Genomic DNA, 23,358 nt, shown 5'->3' on the forward strand with positions numbered 1-23,358 from the left:
GTAAATCCTTGGTCATCAAAAAATCAGGGAGAATTTCCAGCATCATCCAGCAATGCACCAGACTTCAGTTGCCTGCTGATCCAGGCCATTTCCTCATTGGTCAGCAAAGCCTTCCACGGAGGCATAGCCGTACCCGGAACACCTTCACGAATAACAGCCTCAATCGCGGCTTCGGAGAGCAACTCTATATCCGACGGCCGAAGGGGTGGCCCCAGACCGCCCTTGAATGTCAACCCGTGGCAAGAACCACAATCCTGCACGACAAAGTTTTTCAGCTCTGCTTCCGTTTTTGCCTCACCCGAGAATGCACTCCCCGGCGACATCACCAGCACTGCCAGTAACCACCAATACCTGAGCGCGTTAAAACAAAAGCGATTCATTTCCAACTCTCCCGAACCTGTACCGGCATGCTGAAACGCCTGAGAAACCAGAACCTTGATATTGCTTAAATTCACCATGGGTAGCCAGAGATCTTTGGGTATACCCATGGGGAGGTACTCTCTTGTATTACGCGCAATTTGTGACATTAATCAATGCCTATAGGCCTTAAGAAGAGAACCCTAGCAGTACTCTTGAATCCCAAGGAGAGCACCTCATGAGAGTGACTAAAATGATTATGAAACCCCTGGCCCTGGCAGTGGCCTTTACGTCTCTGGGCGTAATGACTGCCCACGCCCAGCAACAGCATGCTGATGGTTCCTCCATGGCTTACGAAGGTACTGCAAGTGCCGTCGACGCAGCATCGGCCAAAATTGTCCGCAGTCCGGGCGCACCCGATCTGACCGACGCCGAGTTCGAACAAGCCAAAGAGATTTATTTCCAGCGCTGCGCCGGTTGTCACGGTGTACTGCGTAAAGGTGCCACCGGCAAGCCGCTGACCCCGGATATTACTCAACAACGTGGTATCGATTACCTGAAAGCCTTTATCAGCTACGGCTCCCCCGGCGGCATGCCAAACTGGCTGACATCCGGCGACTTCGATGAAGCAACCGTGGAATTGATGGCCAAGTACGTTATGCACGAGCCGCCACAGCCTCCCGAGTTCGGTCTGACTGACATGAAGAACACCTGGGAGGTGATCGTTGCGCCGGAAGACCGCCCGACCAAACAGATGAACGATCTGGATCTGGAAAACATCTTCAGTGTCACCCTGCGTGACGCTGGCAAGATTGCCCTGATTGATGGCGATTCCAAAGAAGTCGTGAAAATTATCGAAACTGGCTACGCGGTGCACATCTCCCGGATGTCTGCTTCAGGCCGTTACGTAATGGTTATCGGCCGAGACGCTCTGATCAACATGATCGACCTGTGGATGGAAGAACCACAAACAGTCGCCAAGATCAAAGTGGGAATGGAAGCGCGTTCTGTTGAAACCTCCAAGTTTAAAGGCTGGGAAGACAAGTACGCCATTGCCGGTACCTACTGGCCACCACAGTTTGTGATCATGGACGGAGATACTTTGGAGCCGCTGAAGATCGTAAGCACCCGGGGCATGACCGTGAGCAATCAGGAATATCATCCTGAGCCTCGTGTTGCCGCTATCGTATCTTCCCACGAGCATCCCGAATTCATCATCAACGTAAAAGAAACCGGTAAAATTCTGCTGGCTAACTACGAAGATCTGAGCAACATGAATATCGCATCCATTGATGCCGCAGAGTTCCTGCACGATGGTGGCTGGGATGGCAGCATGCGTTACTTCATGTCTGCAGCCAACAACTCCAACAAGATTGCGGTTGTTGACGCCAAAGACCGAAACCTGGAAGCCCTGGTTGAAGTTGGCAAAATCCCGCACCCGGGTCGTGGCGCCAACTTTATTGACCCAGAGCATGGCCCTGTCTGGGCAACCTCTCACCTGGGCGACCAAACTATCCAGATGATCGGTACCGACCCTGAGGGCCATCCTGACAAAGCATGGAAAGTCGTGCGCACCGTTAACGGTCAAGGTGGTGGCTCACTGTTTGTGAAAACCCATCCGAAGTCCACCAACCTGTGGGTAGACACCGCCCTGAACCCGGCTGAAGCCGTAAGCCAAAGCGTGGCTGTGTTCGATATCAATAATTTCGACGCAGGTTACGAAGTGCTGCCAATCGCTGAGTGGGCCGAACTGGGCGAAGGTCCCAAGCGTGTGGTTCAGCCGGAATACAACAAAGCGGGCGACGAAGTCTGGTTCTCTGTCTGGAACACTCAGGACAAGAACTCCGCCATTGTTGTGGTCGACGACAAGACACGTAAGCTGAAGAAGGTGATCAAAGGCGACTTCATGGTCACCCCGACCGGTAAGTTCAACACCTACAACACTCAGCACGACGTGTACTGATCCGGCCCCTGACCCGGAGGAGACAGCCTGATGAGACTGGACACCGTAGATAAACAGCTGATCAATCACTACCAGCGCGACTTGCCAGTATGTGAACGTCCTTACCTGGAAATGGCCAACAACCTGGGCATTTCCGAGGATGAAGTGATCAGCCGGTTAACTGCGCTCCAGGAGCATCAGGTACTCAGCCGGGTTGGCCCGGTGTTTGAACACAGCCGGGCAGGCGCAAGCCTGCTGGCTGCCGTGGCAGCCCCACCCGAACACATAGATTCGGTAGCCGCCCGGATTAACGAGGCTCCCGGTGTAAATCATAATTACGCGCGGGAGCACCAGTTTAACCTCTGGTTCGTGATGACGGCCCCAGATGAGCACGCTCTGACTGAGCGGCTGGACGAACTCGAGCAGCGTTTAAATCTGCCCATACTCAGACTTCCCATGGTTGAGGGTTACCACATCGACCTGGGCTTCGACATCGACTGGGAAGCCCTGCCATGAACAACCAAGCAGCACAGACAACTCCACAAACCAGCAACTTTCTGTTTGATACGGAAGCCTTCAGCGCCTGGGGACTTTTACGACTCCGCCAGCATCTTGAAGGAGGCCTCCCTCTCACCCCCCGTCCCTACCTTGAGCTGGCCGAACGTACCGGTCTGACTGAGCAACAGGTCATGGGTGCGATACAGCACTGGCAACATCAGGGGCTGATCAAACGCTCAGGCCTGATCGTGAAACATCGTACTCTGGGCTACAACGCTAATGCCATGGTGGTTTGGGACGTGCCGGACATCCAGGTCAGCCAGCTAGGCAGAACTCTGGCCGCAGTATCCTTCGTTACCCTTTGCTACCAACGCCCGAGGAGACTGCCCGACTGGCCGTACAATCTTTTCTGCATGATCCATGGCGTCAACCGTGAACGCGTACTTAACCAGCTCGACCAAATGATTGCCGACCACAATCTGGGTGGCATCCCTCACTCCGTGCTGTTCAGCAATAAAGCTTACCTGCAACGTGGAGGGCGCTATGTCAGCAATAGCTGAACCTGCAAACTGCCGACAATCATCTGCCGACAAGCCCGTGTTCACCGACATCGAAAGAGCCATCATCAACCGCTTGCAATATGGCCTGCCACTAACAGCCACACCATACAAAGACGCGGCTGACGAACTGGGCATAACAGAACAGACGCTTCTGGACACCCTGAAATCTCTGCTGGCCAATGGCACCCTGACCCGTTTCGGCCCGATGTTTCATGCCGGCGAAATGGGTGGTGGCCTGACCTTGGCCGCCATGCGCATCCCCGCAGAGGAGTTTGAACGAGTCACCGAACAAGTGAACAGCTTTCCCGAAGTGGCCCACAACTATCGACGAGAGCACGACCTGAACATGTGGTTTGTACTGGCCACAGAAACCCCGGAAGACATTGCTGACACCATCCACCGAATAGAAGCGCTCACGGGCCATCCGGTCTACAACATGCCCAAGGAGCAGGAATTCCATGTCAACCTCCACTTTGAAGTCTGAGCAGACAAAACTCACACAACAAGACAGAGACCTGATCATGGCCACTCAGGAAGGCCTGCCACTGGTTTCCGACCCTTGGGGTGAGCTCGGCCGCCAGCTCAACATGCCAGCGGAAGAGGTGCTTTCACGCTTCCGGCACATGCAGGATACCGGCGTTATCCGTCGCGTAGCCGCCGTACCCGACCACTACAAGCTGGGGTACCGCTACAACGGCATGACGGTTTGGGATGTGAAAGATGACGCCATCGACGAGATGGGCCAGCGGGTGGGCGATCTGCCTTTCGTCAGCCATTGCTATCGCCGCCCAAGGCATTTGCCCTACTGGAGTTTCAACCTGTTTGCCATGGTACATGGCACCAGCCGGTCAGAAGTGGAGTACAAGGCGCAACAGATACAGGCCTTACTGGGCGATACCTGTGCCAACAACACCATTCTCTACAGCTCAGCCATTCTGAAAAAAACCGGATTACGGCTAAGAAAACAGAAACCTACCCCCTGAAGTACTCCATCAAAGGTATAGATACCGCACGTACCAGAGGGGATAGTGAACAGTATAGAGAGCCTCTAACGGCCAGCCCGGAGGGCCCGCAACGCCACTCCTGATGAGAGAGAGAATTTTATGTTCCGTATGACCCGCTACATCAAAAGCCTGATGAACCCGACTCCGGTGCGCGCAGTGCCTAAGCCCAGCGGCCCTGTTGTTATCTGGAATCTGATCCGCCGCTGCAACCTGACCTGCAAGCATTGTTACTCTATCTCTGCCGACATCGACTTCAAAGGCGAACTGAGTACACAGGAAGTCTACACAGTGATGGACGACCTCAAGGCCTATGGCGTGCCGGTTCTGATCCTCTCTGGTGGCGAACCTCTGATGCGCCCGGACATTTTTGAAATTTCCCACCGAGCCAAGAAAATGGGCTTTTACGTAGGCCTGTCCACCAACGGAACCCTGATCACCGAAGAGAACATCGGCAAGATCAAAGACGTGGGCTACGACTATGTAGGCATCAGCATCGACGGACTGGAAAAAACCCACGATGAATTCCGCCAGAAGAAGGGTGCTTTCCGGGAATCCATGCACGCCGTTGCCCTATGTAAACAAGCGGGTATCAAAGTTGGCCTTCGCTTTACGCTCACTCAGGATAACTATCCGGAACTACCCGCGATGCTGGAGATGCTCGACAAGCATGACATTGACAAGTTCTACCTCTCCCATCTGAACTATTCCGGCCGTGGCGGTCGTAACCGCAAGCGTGATGCCTGGTACGACATGACCCGCGAAGCTATGACGTTGCTGTTCAACCACTGCCACAACGAGCTCCAGCGCGGCATTGAACGGGAATACGTCACCGGCAACAACGATGCCGACGGCCCCTTCCTGATCGAATGGGCCAAAGAGCATTACCCTGATCAGGTCGAAGCCCTCACCCAGCGCCTGACCAACTGGGGAGGCAACTCCTCTGGCGTGAACATTTCCAACATCGATAATCTTGGTGTCGTTCATCCGGATACCTTCTGGTGGGATTACAACCTCGGCAATGTACGGGAAACACCATTTTCCAAGATCTGGTCTGAAACCCAGGACCCACTAATGCAGGGTTTCCGACAGTATCCACGCCCGGTGAAAGGGCGCTGTGCAGAGTGCAAGTTTCTGAAAATCTGTAACGGCAATACCCGGGTTCGGGCTTACAACATCTCTCGCGATTTCTGGGAAGAAGACCCCGGCTGCTACCTGACCAATGAGGAAATTGGCGTCATTGAGACCATGCCTCGGCGCGTTGCGGCTGCCGCTATCGAAATCCCGGTCAATAACCTGTAAGGAAGTACACCATGACCACAATTCCGCGCAAAAAGTGCCTGGTGGAGTTCCAACTGGCGGAACAACCCTTACGGCCCGGCGAAGTTGCCATTGTCGGTGCTGGACCTGGTGATCCGGGTTTGCTCACTCTCCGGGCTCTGATGCTGATTCAGCAAGCCGACGCCATTGTTTATGATCGATTGGTGTCCCCTCAAATAATGGAACTGGTCAACCCCAGAGCCGAGCGTATTCACGTAGGCAAAGCCAGCGGCTGCCACTATGTCCCGCAGGAAGAAACCAATGAATTGCTGGTCAAACTTGCAATTCAGCAGCGCAGAGTCGTGCGCCTGAAAGGTGGAGACCCATACATTTTTGGCCGGGGCGGCGAAGAAGCTGAATTCCTGGTTGATAACAACGTCGACTTCCAGGTTGTACCCGGAATCACTTCAGCCGCAGGCTGCTCTTCTTACTGCGGCATCCCGCTGACTCACCGGGATTATGCGCAAAGTGTTACGTTTGTCACCGGCCACCGTAAAGCGGATCAGGAACTGGAACTGAACTGGCAGGTACTGGCAGCGCCAGGGCAAACACGCGTGTTCTACATGGGCCTGCACAATGCCCCCACCATTGTTCACCAACTGACAGCTCATGGTCTTGATGGTCGTTGCCCGGTTGCTTTGGTAGAGCGAGGCACTACACCGCTTCAGCACATGACTGTCACCACCCTGAACGATCTGGTGGAGACCATCGATCGAGAAGACTTCCAGCCGCCAACCCTCATTATTGTGGGTGAAGTAGTGCAACTGGCAGAAAAACTTGCCCGGCCGGCTCAGGCCGGATGGAACAGTGCTCTGGCAGGGCCCGCTGCGGCGACGGCAGGCCGCAGGCCAGCCTGAAACCGAAACCATTTAGACCAACCGGGAGCAGTTGCTGGTGAACCACTACCAAGCCCGAGCAAACCTGATTAAAACTCTGCTGCTCGCAGGCAGTTTCATTGCAAGCCCTCTGCACGCCGCAGATGCTGACAAAAACGACATAAACGCGCTCTACATACAACAGTGCGCAGCCTGTCATGGCACCGACCGTTTAGGCGGAATGGGGCCGGCCTTACTGCCGGAAAACCTGGGGCGCCTGAAGCAAACGGAAGCAGAAAAGGTCATTCGCGAAGGCCGTCCTGCGACTCAGATGACCGGCTATAAAAACATTCTCAACAAGCAGCAGATCGCTGACCTGACCCAATACATCTATCAATCCCCCAGTCATAAACTCAAATGGGGTGAAACCGAAATCCGAAACAGCCAGGACGTGGTCCACGCAGCCGGCACGCTGCCGGATGAACCGGTTTTTGAAGCCGACATGATGAACCTGTTCCTGGTGGTGGAAATTGGCGACCACCACGTCACACTGCTGGACGGTGACAAAATGGAACCTATCCACCGTTTTCCCAGCCGCTTCGCTCTGCACGGTGGGCCCAAATACAGCCCGGATGGCCGCTATGTTTATTTTGGTTCCCGGGATGGCTGGATTACCAAGTACGACATTTACAACCTGAAAGTTGTGGCAGAAGTTCGAGCAGGCATCAACATGCGTAACATCGCCGTCTCCGCCGATGGCAACTACGTGCTGGCCGCCAACTACCTCCCCCACACTCTGGTACTGTTCGATGCCGACAATCTGGAACTGCTGGACTTCATTCCAGTAGAGAACGACAAAGGCGAAAGCTCCCGAGTCAGTGCTGTTTACACAGCCCCCCCCAGAGGTAGCTTCATCGCCGCCCTGAAAGACATCCCCGAAGCCTGGGAAGTCACCGTGGAAGACAACAAAGCCAAATTACGCCGCATGACCACCGAGACCCTGCTGGATGACTTCTTCTTTGATCCCGGGTACCAGCATCTGATCGGCGCAGCACGGGATGGTAAACACGGCGTAGTGATCAACCTGGACACCGGCCAGACCACCGCTGAGCTTCCGCTGCCCGGCATGCCGCACCTGGGTTCTGGCATCACCTGGGAGTACAAGGGGCGCCGCGTAATGGCCACCCCGCACTTCCGTACCGGCGCCATTTCTGTCATCGACATGGACACCTGGGAGGTGGTCAAAACCCTGAAAACCGAAGGCCCCGGTTTCTTCATGCGCAGCCATGAAAACTCCCGCTATGCGTGGGCAGATGTATTCTTCGGCCCAAACGCCGACAAGGTACACATCATCGATAAACAAACGCTGGAAATCGTCAAGACCCTACAACCAGAGCCTGGCAAAGTTGCTGCCCATGTGGAATTCGACCGCTATGGGAAAAAGCTTCTGCTGAGCATTTGGGATAACGACGGTGCCATCATTGTTTATAACGGCGATACGCTGGAGGAAGAGAAACGGATTCCAATGAACAAGCCTTCTGGGAAGTACAACGTCTGGAACAAGATTAATTACGAAGAAGGTACCAGTCACTGACGCCTTTTCGGCTAATGCTCCCAACTACAGACCGGGAGCATTGGCCCCTTGTTGTCACCACGGCTCCCTACCTCTGACACCCCTCATCACCCCATTTATCGGTTGAATGAAATAGCTTTAATCATTTAATTCATTTGAAATATTCGTTTAGTGGTAAAATAATTGACCTATGCTAACGCAGCAAGGGTTAGATTATGAACAGCAGTTTCACGGCCCCACCAGCATCCGCACCCTGCCTGTTGGGCGAAGGTAATCCGGAGATTATTCAACACGAGGTGGCGCCCGTCGAAGTCGCGTTATTGAACGGCCTTAGCCGAGCCTTCGGTATTTGTTTAAATGAAAAACAAAATACACCCGAAGCACTATTTCTCAGCGATATCGCCCGCCTGTTTCACCAGCGCCGCATAGATGCAGAAACCCCACTGGAAAAACACGATCGCCCTTGGGCGAATGTTTATCTTATCCAGTACGGGATAGTACGTTTATTCAGAGAATCGTCACTCGGCAAGGTTGCCATTCACCACTTTTTCACCGAAGGCGACCTTATCTGGCCCGTTTTTGGCCGGGCCAGAACCGTTCGTAACACCCTGTGCTTGACCAGCGTCTTGCCAACCACGGTTTGGGTAGCAGATTTCTCCGTCTTTCGTTCTGCCATTCAAAGCCACGGCGAGGGACTCTGGCACAAATTTGCTCTGGTACTCACTGAAGAATTGGCAGAACTCACCAGTATGCAAGAATTCCGCAAACACACTATGCCCGCTAAAGAACGCTTTGAACTCTTGCTAGACGAGTACCCGGAACTGGTCAGGCGAGTGCCAGACAACCAATTAGCTGCCTGGCTTGGCGTAGTACCCGCCACTTTCTCTCGCCTTAAAACCGCCAACGCCAAACGCTCAAAGCGACTCTGAATCTGGCTGGCTGTGGCTCATGCCGTTTTTTTGAACAATATCACGAGATGTTCATAGTAAATTTTTATGCACAGCTGTACGCTGAACGCTTTAGACTTTCAGCTAATACAGGCAATCACGAATGACATCTGCCACAAATCACCCGGAAGAGATAAGGGCAACGGCTCACAACCGTATAGAAGAATGGATCAACAGCGCTACGCACGGCCTGGGAGCCATTCTCAGCGTGATAGGCACAACCGCACTGATTGCCGGTGCCAGCCAGATGGGTGACGTCTGGAAAATTGTCAGCTTCAGCGTATTTGGTCTGTCATTGATTCTGCTGTATATGGCTTCTGCGCTTTATCATGGTGCCCGCAGCCCTCAACTTAAATCCGTTTTCAAAACCCTAGATCACTGCGCCATCTTCCTGCTGATCGCCGGCACCTACACTCCATTTCTACTGGTTAATATGAGGGGCACAACCGGCTGGATACTGTTTGCCGTTATCTGGTCGCTGGCCTTAACCGGCGTCGTGCTGAAGGTTATGTTCAAAAACCGCTTTAAACTGGTTCGGGTAGCCATTTACGTAGCCATGGGCTGGCTGATTACCATTGTGTCGCCTGACTTAGCCGCCAGCTTGAGTGACACCGCGCTCTACCTGACCATTGCCGGAGGCATTGTGTACACTGCAGGTGTCGCGTTTTATCTGGCAGACCGCATACCCTATATGCACGCCATCTGGCACCTGTTTGTCATCGCTGGCAGCGCCTGCCACTTCGGTGCTATCTATGTTGGTGTACTGCCCCACTCGGTATAAACTGCAGTTATCGCCCGGACTCATGTCAGGGTGCGCGCCCCTGAACCACCCGGATACTCGAGGTTAACGCAACGTGGCAGGCAAGCCTTTTTATGCATTCTGGCTATTCTTCCCTGCTGCCTCGCTCTGGGCTGCTCTGGCTGTCCCCTTGTCCATCTTTGCAGTAACGTCAGGAACAGGTTGGCCGCCCGGACTTCTGGGAGCTGGCCACGGCCATGAGCTTATCTTCGGGTTTGCTTTGGCTCTCGTTGCCGGCTACACCCTTGGCCTTCAACCCTGGAGGGTTCTTGCCCCTCTTTTCCTACTCTGGATTACCGCGAGACTGTTCTGGTTAATGGCCCCAAGCCTACTGATCAGCCAGGCGCTCAGCGTAGCCTTTGCCCTGCTACTAGCCCGCCATGTTGTGCCTCGCTTTCAGGCCGCGAAAAAGTGGCGCAATAAAATTGCAGGTCCGTTAATCCTGACTATTTGCCTGGCAGCACTGGCCTACGCCTTATCTCATTACGGCTTTCCGCTACCAGATACCCGTAGCATCATGCAGGCGGCGATTCTTGGCTTACTACTATTGATGACCTTCATTGGTGGCCGCATCATTGCCCCGGCCGTCGCAGGAACACTTGAGAAACAGGGAGTTCCCCTGGAAGCCAGAGTTCAGCCCAGAATTGAAGGGACTTTGCTGATTCTGTTGCCGGTTGCCTTGCTATGCATGTTCACGCCATTAACCGCCCGGATTTCCGGCCTGCTACTGGTGGTGTGCGCCGTCCTGATACTGATCCGAGCTCTCCGCTGGAAACTCTGGCACTGCCCGGATCGCCCAGATTTATTAGTGTTAGCCATCGGTTATCTTTGGCTGGCTGCGGGTGCTGGTGTCACCGGGTTACACCTGCTGACGTTCAGCCCTCCACTGCCGGCGCTGCACATCATTACCATCGGGGCTTTGGGCACGCTGTCATCCAGCGTGATGCTCAGATTAGCCTGGCAAAGAGCTCACAGAAGCTTCCCTCCCCGCTGGCAAGTACTCACTATCGCTATAGCCATGACGGTTGCAGTCATTAGCCGGTATATGGCAGGCGCAACGCCCTACGGACAACCCGAGATGCTCTGGATTTCGGCCGCGAGCTGGAGCCTTTCTTATACCGGGGTGGCGGTACAGGTACTCCTTCTATATCGCCGCTCGGTCACCCGCCTCCCGGCTCGCAACCCAACTCTTTGAGCACCTTTTCTACCGGGCTTCCGGTTTCTGCTGTTGCCTCAAGAGCCAGGTCTTTTGCACGCTTGCCATCTTTATTGACCAATTCTGTATCGGCACCGAAATCTCTCAGCAACCGCACCAACTTCGGGCTGCGGTTCCGAACGGCCATCATCAGAGCCGTCTGATATTGCTCCTGCTCCTGAATATCCGGGTCCGCGCCTCTTTCCAGCAACACTTGCACCGCCTCCGGCCGGTTGGCGATAACGGCACCCATCAAGGCGGTATATCCGGTTTTTTCTGTATGGTTGATATTCGCCCCCTGATCAAGCAGGTAAACAAGAATATCAACATGCCCACGGGAGGCCGCTCGCATCATCGCCGTCCAGTCACAATCGTCACCGGCATCGATACTCGCTCCTTTCTCCACCAGATCACGCACGCGATCGGCCCGCCCCTCTTCAGCAGCAACAAGCAAAGCCGTTCTACCCCGGGCATCGCGCGCCTCCAGGTCCTCGCCCTCTTTTGCCAGTTGCCACACCACAACCAGCACCAATACTGCAACAAGGCCACCCAGCAGTCCTGACCAACGCTCAAGAAGAGTCATACGCCCTCCGTTATTCACTGACTTCAGAATACAAGAAAACCAACCCAAAGGCAGGCTATGCCCTCCCTGAATGTCCGGATGTTGGCCGCAGGGCCATACTCTTTGAGCCAGAGGCTCTGGCCCAATGGCTGCCGGATCATTAGAATTCCCCGATTCTTCTTCTCCGGAGTAACGTGAATGTCTGTTGAACTGTCCCCCACCAACAGTTTGAACAAACTGAAACAAATTGAATCCAGCAAGGTCTTTCAGGGTGCGGTCATTGCCATCATCATTCTTTCGGCCCTGACCATTGGCGCAAAAACTTATGATTTGCCACCGCTGGCAGAGCACGCTTTGACGGTACTCGATAACGCCATCACGCTGTTCTTTATGGTTGAAATACTCTTCCGCTTTGCCGCCTGTCCCACAAAAAAACGCTTCCTGGCGGACGGCTGGAATCTGTTCGATACCTTAGTTGTCATCGGCAGCCTGATCCCGCTCGACAACTCGGAAGCCGTGCTCCTCGGTCGGCTACTTCGGGTATTCCGGGTACTGCGACTGGTCTCTGTGGTCCCCGAGTTGCGGTTCCTTATCAACTCGCTGCTCAAGGCCATTCCCCGCATGGGCTACATTGCCCTGTTGATGTTCATCATTTTTTATATCTATGCCGCCATCGGCTCGATGTTCTTTGCCAGCGTAGACGAAGTACTCTGGGGAGATGTGGCAATCTCCATGCTCACACTATTCAGGGTCGCTACGTTCGAAGACTGGACCGACGTAATGTATGCAACCATGGAACAGTACCCACTAAGCTGGGTCTTTTACCTGACGTTTATATTCCTCACCGCATTCGTATTTCTGAACATGATGATCGGTGCGATTCTGGAAGTTATGGGAGAAGAGCAGAACGCCGAGGCAGCCCAGAAAGCTCATGATGAACGAGACCAAATTGTTCAACAGCTTCAGGCCGTTCAGCGCAAGCTGGACGAACTGACAGAGAAGTTAGAGCGCTGAGCCACCTCATCTGTAACGGTGTAACAAAACTGTCACAACCGAGACTTATCCTCATCGCGAACATCTTAAGGGGAAGTTCGCATTATGAGCCTAACGGTGCATCAACGGTTGATGCTGTTTTCCGGTTTATGTATAAGTGCTCTGGTTGGGCTGGCATGGCTCTCCATGTCCGTGGTGAAGGAGGCTGAAGAAGCGACAGATCGGCTCGTACAACAACAGATTTCAGATGTCTGGCTTCTCACCGATCTTGACCGCAGTCATCGTCAACTCAAGGACCTTTCCTACAAGATTAAAGCCCAGCTATTACTGTGGGATGAGATCAATACACAGTTCCTGGACACGACCACAGCAATAAAAGAACTATGGCAGGCAGCAAACGACAACCCGCGCCTGCAAGGTTGGGCGGAGAAGAATATTGAGGCTCACAAGGCCGTTCTGGACCTACTTGCCGCACTGAAAAAGCCTATCGATCAAGCAAGCTATTATGCAGCAGGTAAAGTTGTAGACTTTCAGCTTTATCAAGCACTTGACCCTATGCTTAACGAGATCGATGCTCAACGATCAGTTCGCAGCCAAGTAGCCAATGCTGGATCAGACGCCCTGATAGAATTCCTCGAACAGCAACAGCATTTTTTACTCGGGGGCTCTCTTTTCGTTTTATTCGGTATTTTGCTGCTCACATACTGGCTACGGCGCACCGTAACCACAAGGCTACAACAGATTGCTGAACGCCTCCGCTCAATGGAAGCCGCTTCAGACCTATCCACACCACTATCAATATCAGGGCGCGACGAAGTGGCCGCAGTGGCCGTAGCCATTAACGGCCTGATCGCAAAGTTCAGACTCTTCATCGAAGATGTCACAGATTCGGCTACAGTTCTGCAACAGCGTGCAGCCAACCTGGACGCTCAGGCCGATACGGCACAGATCTCATCTCAGCATAACAATCGGCAGATCCACGATGTCGCCTCATCAATGAACGCTATCACCATAAGTGCCAGCCAGATTGAACAGTCGGCAAAGGCTTCCCGAATTCAGGTTACCGATGCCGTAATAGGTAACAGTGACGTTCAGAATCAGCTACGCGAAAGTGAGCAGGCTGCAGAACATGCCGTTATGGTGATCAACCGGGTGGCAGGTTCAATTGAAGCTCTTCGTTGCTCCAGCGAAAAGATCGAACAGGTCATTAGTGTGATCGCCGACATTGCTGAACAAACGAACTTGCTGGCGTTAAATGCCGCCATAGAAGCGGCCCGCGCGGGTGAGCAGGGACGAGGGTTTGCCGTCGTCGCCGATGAAGTGCGAAATCTATCCCGCCGCACCGGCGAGTCCACCAAGCAAATTCGTCAGTGGGTTGGTGAATTGGTCACCAAAGTTGATAGCACCCACGAGCTTCTCAACGAAACCCGGGCAGCCGGTGATACCAACCGGGAGACACTGGAAACCCTCAAAACCCACCTGGTGGCACTCAAACGGACCTTTGATGATCTCAGTCATTTTACCAATGAAGTAGACGACGCCATCAGTGTTCAGCGCAATGAGGTTGGTCATGTCGGGAAACGCGTGCGTGCACTGGGCGAAAGCTCGCAGTCTCTGGAACAACATATTGGTAATACCAAGACCGTGAGCGAAGCATTACGTGAACAGTCAGAATCACTACGAGCCTTGATTGCCCGATTCCAGATATGAACCGAATAACGGGCAGCAACATCAGCCAAGGACAGGCTTAGCCATCGCCAGGTGGAAAATAGCGCTCACCTGCACCAAAGCCACAATCGCAGCCACCGTGCGAACCGGGGTTGAAAAGGCTGGTTTCATGGCAAAGACTCCAGCCACAATGTAGCCAATCAACAGAACAATTTTGGCCATCAGCCAGCCGGGCATGTCTGAGGCGTAGCCAGCCACAAACAACAGCGAAATAGCTGCAACCAGCAAAATGGTGTCGTTAGCGTGAGGTATCCAGCGCAACGGAGTTTGCCTCCAGCCTGGCCGGCCAACCGCATCCAGTAACAGCCTCAGCGCAAATAAGGTAATCGTCAGATACGCTGCGGTCATGTGCAGAAGCTTCAGAATCATGTAGGTAGTCATTCAAACTTCCCTTTTCCATCAAATTATTGGCGCCATTGTACGCAAAATACCCCCAAGCAGGTATGGTGATTAAACGGCCCAGACATTAACATATACCCAGAATACATGTATGCGGGAGATATCTATGCAGGCGCATCCAGGATCAGCTGAAGACAGCGGTGCGAGCTTCAACCAATTGTTTGCCTACCCGTTCAGGATTTTCTTCCTGTCAATGACCATCCTAACGGTTGTCGGTATTCCGCTCTGGGTATTGGAAGTGTCAGGTGTTATTAACCTTCCTCTGGCCATGCCTGCACTGTTCTGGCATCAGCACGAAATGCTGTTTGGCTTTTTGACTGCGGCTATTGCCGGTTTTCTTCTGACCGCTGTCTGCGTATGGACAAAAACCGAACGCACCCACGGAGCCTCCCTGCTGTTGCTATGGGGAGTATGGGTTCTGGGTCGTCTGTTACTCGCTTTTGGCGGCGGCTTACCCGACATGCTGGTACAAGGCGTCAATCTTGCGTTCCTGCCTTTAGTGATGATTGATGCTGGCTGGCGCGTATGGCATGCCAGACAGAAACGCCAGGCAATGATCCTGGTGGTTCTGGGCTTGCTCTGGCTTATGCAGATCGGCTTTGTCACCCGGCTGAACATGTCCTTCAGTCACGGCGCACTGATCATGGCAATGGCACTTATCAGCATCATCGGCGGCCGAATTACTCCAGCCTTTACAGCTGGATGGTTGCGTCAGCATGGAGAAGATGCCTCTCGCGTGAAAATGCATCCAGCGCTGGATCTGGCCGCCCTGTTTTCCATGATTCTACTGCTGGCTTCTTTGGTGACAGGCTGGCAAACAACAACAGCAATTATTGCGGTGGTGGCTGCAACTCTGATGCTTGTTCGTCTTTACAACTGGAAGGGCTGGCTTGCTCGTTCAGAACCACTGCTCTGGATTCTGCATTTATCTATGCTTTGGGTACCGGTTGCTCTGATTCTGCTGGCGGGCTCCCTGATGGCCAACTGGCCCTCTAATGCATGGAGCCACGCAGCAGGCACGGGCGCTGTGGGCTGCCTTATTCTGGGAGTTATTGCACGGGTTTCGCTGGGTCATACTGGCCGGCCACTGGTGCTGCCCAAAGGCATGGTGCTGGCGTTCATAGCTATCCAACTGGCGGCGCTGGTCCGGGTGTTAACTGCGTTCAATGTTATCCCCTGGCATCCGGGCATCGGCTCCAGCACTCTGCTTTGGGTGTTTGCCTACAGCATGTTCCTCATTCGCTATACCAGCGTTTTGGCCAGCCCAAGAGTTGATGGCCGCGAAGGCTGAACCCGCCACTGGTAAAAAAGCAATCCCGTTCCCGGGCCAGCCTTTTTACCAGTGAGTCTGGACACTTTCCTCAAGCGACCAGCTGCTAACGCACTTGTGTTTCAAACCAGCTTCGCGCGACCCGGAAACGCTCCACAGGGAAATGAATATTAATGCCTTCCAGTGCCGCCATCAGCATCTCCAGATGCGAATCCCACCCTGCGCAGGCGATAGGCACCAATTCGTTATCCGGAAGAGACAGAGTCAATACCAGGCGAGTGCCCTCGTCCGTTGGCTCGAGTTCCCAGACCAACGGTCGCTCCGGTGCATCTCCGGAGCTCCAGGAATAAGCAAGTATGCGGTGCGGTTCACACCGGGTGACACGACAATCAATCGGCGTACCACTATTACCAAAATCCAGTTGTACTCGCCCTCCAATTCGAGCGTCTAACTTGCCGGGGGCTAACCAGAGAGCAAGCTCTTCAGAGCCGGTCAGCATTTCCCACACTTTTGCCGGGGAGTGCCCTATGTTCCTCTCCAGCTTTACCACGATCCGACCATTCTCAGCCGAAAGCTCACCGCCTATGACTTCCTGTTCTCCGGACATGCACCCTCCGTCAGACACGAAAAACACCAACTTGGGAAAATGCCACAGCATCTGCGACTGCGCCTTGATGACCATCAACAGACCAAAAATACCGGTCATATACGTTCAATCATCCACTAAAGGTCAATAGCTGTTTCCGTATCAGGCGCTAAAGTAAGAAGATAAAACTATGCAACAGAGACATTGGCAACATGTACCCTGATCACTTTGACAAAGAAGACCTGATCCGCTGCGGACACGGCGAGCTTTTCCCCGGCGCCATGCGTCTGCCCATCGACGAAATGCTGATGATTGACCGCATCACCCACGTAGGTGCTGATGATGGCCTGTACGGCAAAGGTAGTCTGGTGGCCGAACTGGATATCAACCCGGACCTCTGGTTTTTCAAAGTTCATTTTCAAGGCGACCCGGTTATGCCTGGCTGCCTGGGGCTTGATGCAATGTGGCAGCTCGTGGGCTTTTATCTGGCCTGGGGCGGCGGGGAAGGAAAAGGCCGGGCACTGGGTGCCGGCGAGGTCAAATTCTTTGGCCAGGTTCTGCCTGATAACAAGAAAGTCACCTATTATCTCGATATCAAGCGTCTGATTCGCCGCAAGCTGACGATGGCGATCGCGGATGCCCGTATGGAAGTGGACGGTCGTGAAATCTACACTGCCAAAGACCTGCGGGTTGGCCTGTTCACATCCACTGACGACTTTTAGGAGTTAGCAAGATGCGTCGTGTTGTAATTACCGGCATGGGGATTGTCTCCAGCCTTGGCACCAATCAAAAAGAAGTCACCGAATCTCTGCGGGAGTCCCGCTCAGGTATCGCTCTTAGCGAAGAAGCACGAGACAGCGGGCTGCGCAGCCATGTATCAGGCCGCATTGACCTGAATCTGTCAGAGCTGATTGATCGCAAAATCTGGCGTTTTATGTGCCCGGCGGCTGGCTACAGCTACCTGGCCACCAAGGAAGCCATTGCGCAGGCTGGCCTGACCGATGAGCAAATCCGTGCCAACACCACGGGCGCCGTATTTGGTACCGGCGGTGCTTCCACGGTTGAACTGCTTGATGCCATCGATACCCATCGTAACAAAGGCATTCGCCGGGTGGGCCCATACCGGGTGCCCCGCACTATGGGTAGCGCGATCAACGCATCGATTACCACAGCCTTTGGTATTACCGGTATCAATTACGGCATCACATCGGCCTGCGCTACCAGTGCTCACTGTATCGGCCACGCAGCTGACCAGATTGCTCTGGGTCGCCAGGACGTTATGCTCGCCGGTGGTGGCGAAGACATCCACTGGACGCTTAGCCTGATGTTCGACGCCATGGGCGCCTTGTCCACCAAGTACAACGACACGCCAGAACTGGCCTCACGTACCTACGATGCAGACCGCGATGGCTTTGTGATTTCCGGTGGCGGCGGCGCGCTGGTACTGGAAGCCCTGGAGCATGCAGAAGCACGCGGCGCGACCATTCTGGCCGAACTGGTTGGTTTTGGCGCAACTTCCGATGGTGCCGACATGGTCGCACCAAGCGGTGAAGGTGCCGTTCGCTGCATGCAGCAGGCAATGGCCAATATCGACGGCGAGATCAACTACATCAATACTCACGGCACCAGCACCCCGGCTGGCGACATCACAGAACTGAACGCGCTCAGGAAAACCTTTGGCGACAAGATTCCGCCACTGAGCTCCACTAAGCCTCTGTGTGGGCACGCTTTGGGCGCCGCCGGTGTGCATGAAGCCATCTACTCTATCATCATGCAAAGAGAGGGCTTTATTGCACCATCTGCCAACATCCAGAACCTGGACGAAGGCGCCGAAGGTTTCCCGATTGTCCGTGAGCGCATGGACAACCAGAACCTGGACCTGGTAATGAGCAACAGCTTCGGCTTTGGCGGCACTAACGCCACCCTGATCTTCAAAAAAGTCTGATCAGGATAACTTGAGAGAACGGTATTCAGCCGGCGGAGTGCCCATCCAGCGCTTAAACGCCCGGCTGAATGCACTCAGCTCAGAGAACCCAAGCTGCTCGGCAATTTCTACCAGTGGCTTGGATTTATCCTTCATATAAGCAATCGCCTGATCCCGACGAACCTGCTCCAGCAACGAAGCAAACGTCAGCCCTTCCTGCCGAAGTTTTTTATGTAACGTGTAACGGCTCATATTCAACTGCCCGGCTACCGTTTCCACACCAACTTTACCTCGCTCCAACTGAGCCTTAATCAGGGAACTGACCCGCCCCCCCAAAGACCGAATTGAAGCTTCAGGCGCCAGATTCTCTGATGCCATGTTTAATCCTCCCACGCCAAATTCCATTACAATGTTCATTGATCCGTCTGTCAGCGTACACATGTTAGCCGAAATCAATCAATAAGTCCTTTGAGCAAGATCAATAGCCGGCCGTGTACTTTCCTGCAGAATACACCTCCTCTAAGATAGCCTACCTGCATCCATCGACGTCTGAACAACCCGGAGACACCATGACCACCCCGGAACTGCTCGCGCCAGCCGGCACCCCTGACCACCTGGAAACCGCCTTCGCTTACGGCGCCGATGCCGTTTACGCAGGCCAACCCCGTTACTCTCTTCGGGTACGAAATAACAGTTTCAAAGACGTTGAAGCTCTGGGTGCAGGCATTGCCAGAGCCCATGAACTCGGCAAACAATTCTACCTGGTTTCCAACATCGCACCCCACAACGACAAAGTTCGCAGTTACCTGAGAGACCTCGCTCCGGTACTTGAGCAAAAGCCGGACGCGCTCATCATGTCTGACCCCGGCCTGATCATGCTGGTGCGGGAATCATGGCCAGACCAAACGATCCACCTCTCGGTGCAGGCCAATGCGGTCAACTGGGCTACCGTGGAATTCTGGCGCCGCCAGGGCATCAGCCGGGTAATCCTGTCCCGGGAACTAGCCCTCAATGAAATCCGGGAAATTCGTGAAAAAGTGCCCTCCATGGAACTGGAGGTATTCGTGCACGGTGCTTTGTGCATGGCATACTCTGGCCGGTGCCTGCTGTCAGGCTATATGAACCACCGGGACGCCAATCAGGGCGCCTGCACCAACGCTTGCCGGTGGAACTACAAAGAAGTAGCCCATACCACCGATCAAACCGGAGACCTGATTGCCACTTCAGCCAGTATGCCAGAACAAACTGTTCAGGCATTTGAGCCCAAGGAAATTCTGTTGGAAGAACCCAATCGTCCTGGCGGCTACATCCCTGCCTACGAAGACGAACACGGCACCTACATCATGAATTCAAAGGACTTAAGAGCCATCCAGCATGTAGCGGAGCTGGTTAAAATGGGCGTGCACTCCCTGAAAATTGAAGGCCGAACCAAGAGCACCTATTACGTTGCCCGCACAACCCAGGCCTATCGCCGGGCCATTGACGACGCCGTCGCAGGCAAACCTTTTGACATGAAAATGATGGATGAGCTCGAAGCCCTGTCGAACCGGGGGTACACCGAAGGCTTCCTGCGCCGTCACGTTCCTCAGGAATATCAAACTTACGAGCAAGGCTCCTCTTTCCTCGGCACCCAGCAAGTAGTTGGCACCATTGCCGAGACCGATGAACAATGGCTGACCATTGATGTGAAGAACAAGTTTGCCCCCGGAGATCAGCTCGAACTGATTACTCCGGATGGCAACCTGCGCTTCTCTGCCAGCGTCATGGAAAACCGCAAAGGCGAGACAATGGAATACGCCCCAGGCAGCGGCCACTTTGTACGCATTCCAAAACCGGAAGGGCTACCGGAATCACTGGATTTCAGTTACCTGACCCGGATTTTGCCGTCAGCCTAACGCATCCGGAAAGCTTCCTGATGGAAGCTCACCCTGACGGGCCATAGCTTGCTCAAGCCGACCTGAAGCTTGGCAGCCCCCCCTGTGGCCCGCACAACCAGTTATCCCCCGTCACATCTTCAGGCCAGAGCCGTCTTCACTTGGTCTTCCTTCCCCGTTCCCCCTTACTACGAGTGTCCAGAATTTCACCGCTAACCGGGTCAACATACAACTTCACACGGTAGCCCTCGGCGTCCCGGCCTTTCACTTCATAAGCACGTTCTTCGCGCTCTATTTCAGTGATATCGGTATACCCTTCAGCCGTCACTTTTTCGTAGACCACCGGAATGCTTAACCAGCTTTTATCACCCTCCTGAGCCTTCTGTGACTGAGCGAATGCATTACCAGCGAGCGCTGCTGCAATCACTGTGGCTGCAAGAATGGTTGTTTTCGTTTTCATAATAACGATCTCCAATTAATGAACCAGGGGTCGGCTGACCACTGTGACTACAGTTTGCGACACGCTGCCTGAACCCTTGCTGAAGGCGCCGTTCATCTTCCGTTCAGAAAGTTGCTCTATAATTATCTGATAACACAGGAGCCCAAACGATGAATCCACCTAACCTCCGGTACGCTCTGGCGGGCATCACCCTGCTCCTGCTTTCCGTTGCCCTGCCCCTGACCGCTGACGATGACGATCACGAACGTGCTCGCCATGCTCTGGAAGCGGGTGAAATCCTTTCACTGGGAACCATCATCAACCAACTGGAGCGCAAGCAGCCGGGCCAGATTCTTGAAGTGGAACTGGAGCGCAAAGATGGCCGCTGGGTATATGAAATCAAACAGTTGCGTGAGGGGGGGAAGCTGGTGAAAATTGAGCTGGATGCCAGCAACGCTGAACCTCTGCACACCAAAGAGAAAAAAAGCAAAACCCATTAGAAACAGGGACTCAGGCTCCGATGCGAATACTGCTGGTCGAGGACGACACCACTCTCTGCACACAACTAAGGGAAGAACTCACGGAAGCTGGCTACATTGTGGAAACCGCACAAAACGGTATCGATGCTCACCATCTTGGCGCTACCGAACCATTCGATGCCGTGATTCTCGACCTTGGCTTACCACAACTGGACGGGCTGACCGTACTGAAGAAATGGCGGGCCGCTGATCACACTATGCCGGTATTAATTCTCACGGCCAGAGATGCCTGGCATGAAAAAGTCGACGGTATGGATGCAGGGGCAGACGACTATATGGTCAAACCCTTTCACGTTCAGGAACTGCTGGCGCGCCTGAGAGCACTAATTCGCCGCGCATCAGGCCACGCCAGTGTCGAGCTCCAGTGCGGCCCCGTTGTGCTCGACACCCGCACCGGAAAAGTTAGTGTAAATGGCCGCTCGCTGGCACTTACCGGCCATGAACTGCGCGTACTGAGCTACCTGATGCACCACCCGGACACTCTGGTCTCCCGCACCGAGCTCACCGAGCATATTTATGCTCAGGAGTTTGACCGGGACTCCAACACCATAGAAGTATTCATTGCCCGGCTCCGCAAGAAACTACCTCAGGGCCTGATCAAAACCGTCCGGGGGCTGGGCTACCAGCTCGTCACCCCCGAATGAGGACACAGCACCGCTCTGCCCCGTCGCTGCGACTACGCCTGCTGGCGGGCACCTTGTTATGGACGGCAATCACATTGGCCGGTACTGGCTGGTTTCTTTCCAGCCTGTTTCAGCAACATGTCACCGAGCAACTGTACCAAACACTGGAGTATCAACTTGAACAGTTAACCGGCGCAACTACGGCAACCCCCGAGGGAAAAATTGCCGTCAGCCGTCAGTTAAACGACCCCCGTCTTCAGCGTCCTTATTCCGGCCTTTACTGGCAAATTGATCAGGTCAGCAATAACAGCGGGCCGGCCATACCAGCCCTACTCCGTTCACGATCCTTGTGGGACTCAATACTCAGTGTCCCGGATGACATCCCCGCCAACGGCGAACTGCACCGCCATCAGACCACCGGGCCGAACGGCAACACACTGTTCTTACTCGAAAGACTCGTCTATCCCGCGGAAGCCCCCAACCGAGGGCTACGCCTGATGTTTGCAGCCGACAGCGACCTGGTAACAGCGCCGGTTAAGAACTTCAACGACATCCTGACTCTCGCGCTGTTAACTTTGGGCTTCGGCTTGCTGGCCGCCGCCGTGATGCAGGTCTTGATTGGCCTCCGACCACTGAGCCAACTACGGTCATCCCTGCAAGCCGTCAATGAGGGCAAAGCTCAACGCATCAAAGGAAACTATCCACAAGAGGTTCAACCTCTCGTGGACGACTTCAACTCCGTTCTCGGCCAAAACACCCGTGTCGTTGAGCAGGCCCGCACCCATGCAGGCAACCTGGCTCACGCCCTCAAAACCCCGCTGGCCATTCTATCCAATGCCGCCGCACGCCCTGATCACAACTTACCAGCCCTGGTGAATGAACAAGTTGCCACGGCCCGGCGCCAGATCGACCACCACCTGGCACGCGCCCGCGCCGCCGCTGCGGTCAATGTGCCCGGCATGCGCACTGAAGTACGCCCTACACTTGAAGCCCTGATTGGGGTCATGCTCCGGCTGAATCAGGATAAAAACATCAAGGCAACCATTATCACTGACGCCAGACTCTCCCCGGTATTTCGTGGTGAGAAACAAGACTTACAGGAAATGCTAGGAAACCTTCTGGAGAACGCCTGGAAGTGGGGGAAAAGCACGATAAACATAACCATTGAACCCGGCAACGGCTACTTTAAAATCATCATTGATGACGATGGCCCCGGTTTGCCTGAGGAGCAACGCAATCTCGTTCTTTCGCGCGGGACACGCGCCGATGAATCTGTGCCTGGAAGCGGTTTAGGGTTGGCGATAGTCAGTGACCTGGCCAACCTTTACCATGGCGCCCTAACTCTCGAACACTCTCCACTAGGCGGCTTACGGGCCAGTCTCACCCTCCCGCATATAGGGCTGCAGACCTGATT

Annotated in this window: 26 protein-coding genes; 20 read left to right on the plus strand and 6 right to left on the minus strand. The window is 54.1% G+C overall.

Features of this window, described 5'->3' with window-relative positions; all coding sequences use genetic code 11:
- Window positions 1-23 precede the first annotated feature (23 nt).
- Window positions 24-488 carry a cytochrome c gene (locus tag ABYA77_RS03115; RefSeq protein WP_372964484.1) on the minus strand — a complete coding sequence of 155 codons (465 nt, stop codon included), beginning with the start codon at window positions 486-488 and terminating at the stop codon, window positions 24-26.
- A 107-nt stretch (window positions 489-595) separates the two neighbouring features.
- Here ABYA77_RS03115 and ABYA77_RS03120 point away from each other — a divergent pair, with 107 nt between their 5' ends.
- The 11 genes from ABYA77_RS03120 to ABYA77_RS03170 all read left to right on the plus strand — a co-directional run bounded on the left by ABYA77_RS03120 (window position 596) and on the right by ABYA77_RS03170 (window position 11,007).
- Window positions 596-2,320 carry a cytochrome D1 domain-containing protein gene (locus tag ABYA77_RS03120; protein WP_372964485.1) on the plus strand — a complete coding sequence of 575 codons (1,725 nt, stop codon included), beginning with the start codon at window positions 596-598 and terminating at the stop codon, window positions 2,318-2,320.
- Window positions 2,321-2,350: 30 nt separating this feature from the next.
- Window positions 2,351-2,815 (plus strand): AsnC family transcriptional regulator, encoded by a 465-nt coding sequence (locus tag ABYA77_RS03125; protein WP_372964486.1) that lies wholly within the window; start codon window positions 2,351-2,353, stop codon window positions 2,813-2,815.
- Window positions 2,812-3,357 carry an AsnC family protein gene (locus ABYA77_RS03130; protein WP_372964487.1) on the plus strand — a complete coding sequence of 182 codons (546 nt, stop codon included), beginning with the start codon at window positions 2,812-2,814 and terminating at the stop codon, window positions 3,355-3,357. Before ABYA77_RS03125 ends, ABYA77_RS03130 begins: the two co-directional genes overlap by 4 nt.
- The gene (locus tag ABYA77_RS03135; protein WP_372964488.1) at window positions 3,341-3,841 is read left to right on the plus strand and encodes an Lrp/AsnC family transcriptional regulator; all 501 of its coding nucleotides are present in this window, start codon (window positions 3,341-3,343) and stop codon (window positions 3,839-3,841) included. Before ABYA77_RS03130 ends, ABYA77_RS03135 begins: the two co-directional genes overlap by 17 nt.
- Complete coding sequence (locus tag ABYA77_RS03140) at window positions 3,816-4,340, plus strand: Lrp/AsnC family transcriptional regulator (protein WP_372964489.1); 525 nt, start codon at window positions 3,816-3,818, stop codon at window positions 4,338-4,340. The genes ABYA77_RS03135 and ABYA77_RS03140 overlap by 26 nt, the downstream gene beginning before the upstream one ends.
- Before the next feature lie 120 nt (window positions 4,341-4,460).
- On the plus strand, window positions 4,461-5,660 hold the full coding sequence (gene nirJ, locus ABYA77_RS03145) for a heme d1 biosynthesis radical SAM protein NirJ (protein ID WP_372964490.1): 1,200 nt from the start codon (window positions 4,461-4,463) through the stop codon (window positions 5,658-5,660).
- An 11-nt stretch (window positions 5,661-5,671) separates the two neighbouring features.
- Window positions 5,672-6,535: a uroporphyrinogen-III C-methyltransferase gene (cobA, locus tag ABYA77_RS03150; RefSeq protein ID WP_372964491.1), complete on the plus strand. Its 864-nt coding sequence runs from the start codon at window positions 5,672-5,674 to the stop codon at window positions 6,533-6,535.
- Window positions 6,536-6,602: 67 nt separating this feature from the next.
- A complete protein-coding gene (locus tag ABYA77_RS03155; RefSeq protein WP_372964534.1) occupies window positions 6,603-8,087 on the plus strand; it encodes a cytochrome D1 domain-containing protein in 1,485 nt (494 codons plus the stop codon).
- Between the two features lie 194 nt (window positions 8,088-8,281).
- Window positions 8,282-8,995, plus strand: coding sequence for a Crp/Fnr family transcriptional regulator (locus ABYA77_RS03160; protein ID WP_372964492.1), 714 nt, complete (start codon window positions 8,282-8,284; stop codon window positions 8,993-8,995).
- A 121-nt stretch (window positions 8,996-9,116) separates the two neighbouring features.
- Window positions 9,117-9,794, plus strand: coding sequence for a hemolysin III family protein (locus ABYA77_RS03165; RefSeq protein WP_372964493.1), 678 nt, complete (start codon window positions 9,117-9,119; stop codon window positions 9,792-9,794).
- 73 nt (window positions 9,795-9,867) lie between these two features.
- Window positions 9,868-11,007 carry an NnrS family protein gene (locus tag ABYA77_RS03170; RefSeq protein WP_372964494.1) on the plus strand — a complete coding sequence of 380 codons (1,140 nt, stop codon included), beginning with the start codon at window positions 9,868-9,870 and terminating at the stop codon, window positions 11,005-11,007.
- On the opposite strand, the gene ABYA77_RS03175 is transcribed toward ABYA77_RS03170, so the two are convergent.
- Complete coding sequence (locus tag ABYA77_RS03175; protein ID WP_372964495.1) at window positions 10,973-11,590, minus strand: ankyrin repeat domain-containing protein; 618 nt, start codon at window positions 11,588-11,590, stop codon at window positions 10,973-10,975. The two genes, ABYA77_RS03170 and ABYA77_RS03175, sit on opposite strands and share 35 nt — an antisense overlap.
- Window positions 11,591-11,767: 177 nt before the next feature.
- Here ABYA77_RS03175 and ABYA77_RS03180 point away from each other — a divergent pair, with 177 nt between their 5' ends.
- Both ABYA77_RS03180 and ABYA77_RS03185 read left to right on the plus strand, forming a co-directional pair.
- A complete protein-coding gene (locus ABYA77_RS03180) occupies window positions 11,768-12,583 on the plus strand; it encodes an ion transporter (protein WP_372964496.1) in 816 nt (271 codons plus the stop codon).
- 84 nt (window positions 12,584-12,667) lie between these two features.
- Window positions 12,668-14,272, plus strand: coding sequence for a methyl-accepting chemotaxis protein (locus tag ABYA77_RS03185; RefSeq protein WP_372964497.1), 1,605 nt, complete (start codon window positions 12,668-12,670; stop codon window positions 14,270-14,272).
- 21 nt (window positions 14,273-14,293) lie between these two features.
- Here the strand turns inward: ABYA77_RS03185 and ABYA77_RS03190 are convergent, their stop codons facing one another.
- Window positions 14,294-14,671 carry a SirB2 family protein gene (locus tag ABYA77_RS03190; protein ID WP_372964498.1) on the minus strand — a complete coding sequence of 126 codons (378 nt, stop codon included), beginning with the start codon at window positions 14,669-14,671 and terminating at the stop codon, window positions 14,294-14,296.
- Between the two features lie 124 nt (window positions 14,672-14,795).
- Between ABYA77_RS03190 and ABYA77_RS03195 the strand changes: the two genes are divergently transcribed.
- Window positions 14,796-15,980 carry an NnrS family protein gene (locus ABYA77_RS03195; protein WP_372964499.1) on the plus strand — a complete coding sequence of 395 codons (1,185 nt, stop codon included), beginning with the start codon at window positions 14,796-14,798 and terminating at the stop codon, window positions 15,978-15,980.
- 85 nt (window positions 15,981-16,065) lie between these two features.
- Here the strand turns inward: ABYA77_RS03195 and ABYA77_RS03200 are convergent, their stop codons facing one another.
- A complete protein-coding gene (locus tag ABYA77_RS03200; protein ID WP_372964500.1) occupies window positions 16,066-16,665 on the minus strand; it encodes an SRPBCC family protein in 600 nt (199 codons plus the stop codon).
- Between the two features lie 92 nt (window positions 16,666-16,757).
- On the opposite strand from ABYA77_RS03200, the gene fabA reads away from it, so the two are divergent.
- Both fabA and fabB read left to right on the plus strand, forming a co-directional pair.
- The gene (fabA, locus tag ABYA77_RS03205; protein WP_372964501.1) at window positions 16,758-17,267 is read left to right on the plus strand and encodes a bifunctional 3-hydroxydecanoyl-ACP dehydratase/trans-2-decenoyl-ACP isomerase; all 510 of its coding nucleotides are present in this window, start codon (window positions 16,758-16,760) and stop codon (window positions 17,265-17,267) included.
- 11 nt (window positions 17,268-17,278) lie between these two features.
- Window positions 17,279-18,490 carry a beta-ketoacyl-ACP synthase I gene (gene fabB / locus ABYA77_RS03210; protein WP_372964502.1) on the plus strand — a complete coding sequence of 404 codons (1,212 nt, stop codon included), beginning with the start codon at window positions 17,279-17,281 and terminating at the stop codon, window positions 18,488-18,490.
- Here the strand turns inward: fabB and ABYA77_RS03215 are convergent, their stop codons facing one another.
- Entirely contained in the window at window positions 18,491-18,847 is a 357-nt protein-coding gene (locus ABYA77_RS03215) for a helix-turn-helix transcriptional regulator (RefSeq protein WP_372964503.1), read from the minus strand. It abuts the gene before it with no gap.
- Between the two features lie 191 nt (window positions 18,848-19,038).
- On the opposite strand from ABYA77_RS03215, the gene yegQ reads away from it, so the two are divergent.
- Entirely contained in the window at window positions 19,039-20,364 is a 1,326-nt protein-coding gene (yegQ, locus tag ABYA77_RS03220; RefSeq protein ID WP_372964504.1) for a tRNA 5-hydroxyuridine modification protein YegQ, read from the plus strand.
- Between the two features lie 136 nt (window positions 20,365-20,500).
- Here yegQ and ABYA77_RS03225 read toward each other — a convergent pair whose 3' ends face one another.
- Window positions 20,501-20,803, minus strand: a complete 303-nt coding sequence (locus ABYA77_RS03225; protein ID WP_372964505.1) for a PepSY domain-containing protein — start codon at window positions 20,801-20,803, stop codon at window positions 20,501-20,503.
- 149 nt (window positions 20,804-20,952) lie between these two features.
- Here ABYA77_RS03225 and ABYA77_RS03230 point away from each other — a divergent pair, with 149 nt between their 5' ends.
- From ABYA77_RS03230 to ABYA77_RS03240, 3 genes are read left to right on the plus strand one after another with little or no spacing between them, the layout of a single operon-like run.
- Window positions 20,953-21,282 (plus strand): PepSY domain-containing protein, encoded by a 330-nt coding sequence (locus tag ABYA77_RS03230; RefSeq protein ID WP_372964506.1) that lies wholly within the window; start codon window positions 20,953-20,955, stop codon window positions 21,280-21,282.
- 20 nt (window positions 21,283-21,302) lie between these two features.
- Entirely contained in the window at window positions 21,303-21,965 is a 663-nt protein-coding gene (locus ABYA77_RS03235) for a response regulator transcription factor (protein ID WP_372964507.1), read from the plus strand.
- A complete protein-coding gene (locus ABYA77_RS03240) occupies window positions 21,962-23,356 on the plus strand; it encodes a sensor histidine kinase (RefSeq protein ID WP_372964508.1) in 1,395 nt (464 codons plus the stop codon). Before ABYA77_RS03235 ends, ABYA77_RS03240 begins: the two co-directional genes overlap by 4 nt.
- Window positions 23,357-23,358: the final 2 nt, after the last annotated feature.

Origin of the sequence: Marinobacter sp. (assembly GCF_041595835.1) — a bacterium.
Taxonomy (GTDB): Bacteria; Pseudomonadota; Gammaproteobacteria; order Pseudomonadales; family Oleiphilaceae; genus Marinobacter.

What these genes read in the sequence shown, in the direction of transcription:
- ABYA77_RS03190 (WP_372964498.1), bottom strand. Translation starts at nt 14,671, where the DNA reads ATGACTACCTACATGATTCTGAAGCTTCTGCACATGACCGCAGCGTAT.
- ABYA77_RS03115 (WP_372964484.1), bottom strand. Translation starts at nt 488, where the DNA reads ATGGGTATACCCAAAGATCTCTGGCTACCCATGGTGAATTTAAGCAAT.
- ABYA77_RS03160 (WP_372964492.1), top strand. Translation starts at nt 8,282, where the DNA reads ATGAACAGCAGTTTCACGGCCCCACCAGCATCCGCACCCTGCCTGTTG.
- ABYA77_RS03215 (WP_372964503.1), bottom strand. Translation starts at nt 18,847, where the DNA reads ATGGCATCAGAGAATCTGGCGCCTGAAGCTTCAATTCGGTCTTTGGGG.
- ABYA77_RS03140 (WP_372964489.1), top strand. Translation starts at nt 3,816, where the DNA reads ATGTCAACCTCCACTTTGAAGTCTGAGCAGACAAAACTCACACAACAA.
- ABYA77_RS03225 (WP_372964505.1), bottom strand. Translation starts at nt 20,803, where the DNA reads ATGAAAACGAAAACAACCATTCTTGCAGCCACAGTGATTGCAGCAGCG.
- ABYA77_RS03130 (WP_372964487.1), top strand. Translation starts at nt 2,812, where the DNA reads ATGAACAACCAAGCAGCACAGACAACTCCACAAACCAGCAACTTTCTG.
- ABYA77_RS03180 (WP_372964496.1), top strand. Translation starts at nt 11,768, where the DNA reads ATGTCTGTTGAACTGTCCCCCACCAACAGTTTGAACAAACTGAAACAA.
- ABYA77_RS03200 (WP_372964500.1), bottom strand. Translation starts at nt 16,665, where the DNA reads ATGACCGGTATTTTTGGTCTGTTGATGGTCATCAAGGCGCAGTCGCAG.
- fabA (WP_372964501.1), top strand. Translation starts at nt 16,758, where the DNA reads ATGTACCCTGATCACTTTGACAAAGAAGACCTGATCCGCTGCGGACAC.
- ABYA77_RS03135 (WP_372964488.1), top strand. Translation starts at nt 3,341, where the DNA reads ATGTCAGCAATAGCTGAACCTGCAAACTGCCGACAATCATCTGCCGAC.
- ABYA77_RS03235 (WP_372964507.1), top strand. Translation starts at nt 21,303, where the DNA reads ATGCGAATACTGCTGGTCGAGGACGACACCACTCTCTGCACACAACTA.
- ABYA77_RS03240 (WP_372964508.1), top strand. Translation starts at nt 21,962, where the DNA reads ATGAGGACACAGCACCGCTCTGCCCCGTCGCTGCGACTACGCCTGCTG.
- ABYA77_RS03175 (WP_372964495.1), bottom strand. Translation starts at nt 11,590, where the DNA reads ATGACTCTTCTTGAGCGTTGGTCAGGACTGCTGGGTGGCCTTGTTGCA.
- ABYA77_RS03195 (WP_372964499.1), top strand. Translation starts at nt 14,796, where the DNA reads ATGCAGGCGCATCCAGGATCAGCTGAAGACAGCGGTGCGAGCTTCAAC.
- fabB (WP_372964502.1), top strand. Translation starts at nt 17,279, where the DNA reads ATGCGTCGTGTTGTAATTACCGGCATGGGGATTGTCTCCAGCCTTGGC.
- ABYA77_RS03165 (WP_372964493.1), top strand. Translation starts at nt 9,117, where the DNA reads ATGACATCTGCCACAAATCACCCGGAAGAGATAAGGGCAACGGCTCAC.
- nirJ (WP_372964490.1), top strand. Translation starts at nt 4,461, where the DNA reads ATGTTCCGTATGACCCGCTACATCAAAAGCCTGATGAACCCGACTCCG.
- yegQ (WP_372964504.1), top strand. Translation starts at nt 19,039, where the DNA reads ATGACCACCCCGGAACTGCTCGCGCCAGCCGGCACCCCTGACCACCTG.
- cobA (WP_372964491.1), top strand. Translation starts at nt 5,672, where the DNA reads ATGACCACAATTCCGCGCAAAAAGTGCCTGGTGGAGTTCCAACTGGCG.
- ABYA77_RS03230 (WP_372964506.1), top strand. Translation starts at nt 20,953, where the DNA reads ATGAATCCACCTAACCTCCGGTACGCTCTGGCGGGCATCACCCTGCTC.
- ABYA77_RS03185 (WP_372964497.1), top strand. Translation starts at nt 12,668, where the DNA reads ATGAGCCTAACGGTGCATCAACGGTTGATGCTGTTTTCCGGTTTATGT.
- ABYA77_RS03120 (WP_372964485.1), top strand. Translation starts at nt 596, where the DNA reads ATGAGAGTGACTAAAATGATTATGAAACCCCTGGCCCTGGCAGTGGCC.
- ABYA77_RS03125 (WP_372964486.1), top strand. Translation starts at nt 2,351, where the DNA reads ATGAGACTGGACACCGTAGATAAACAGCTGATCAATCACTACCAGCGC.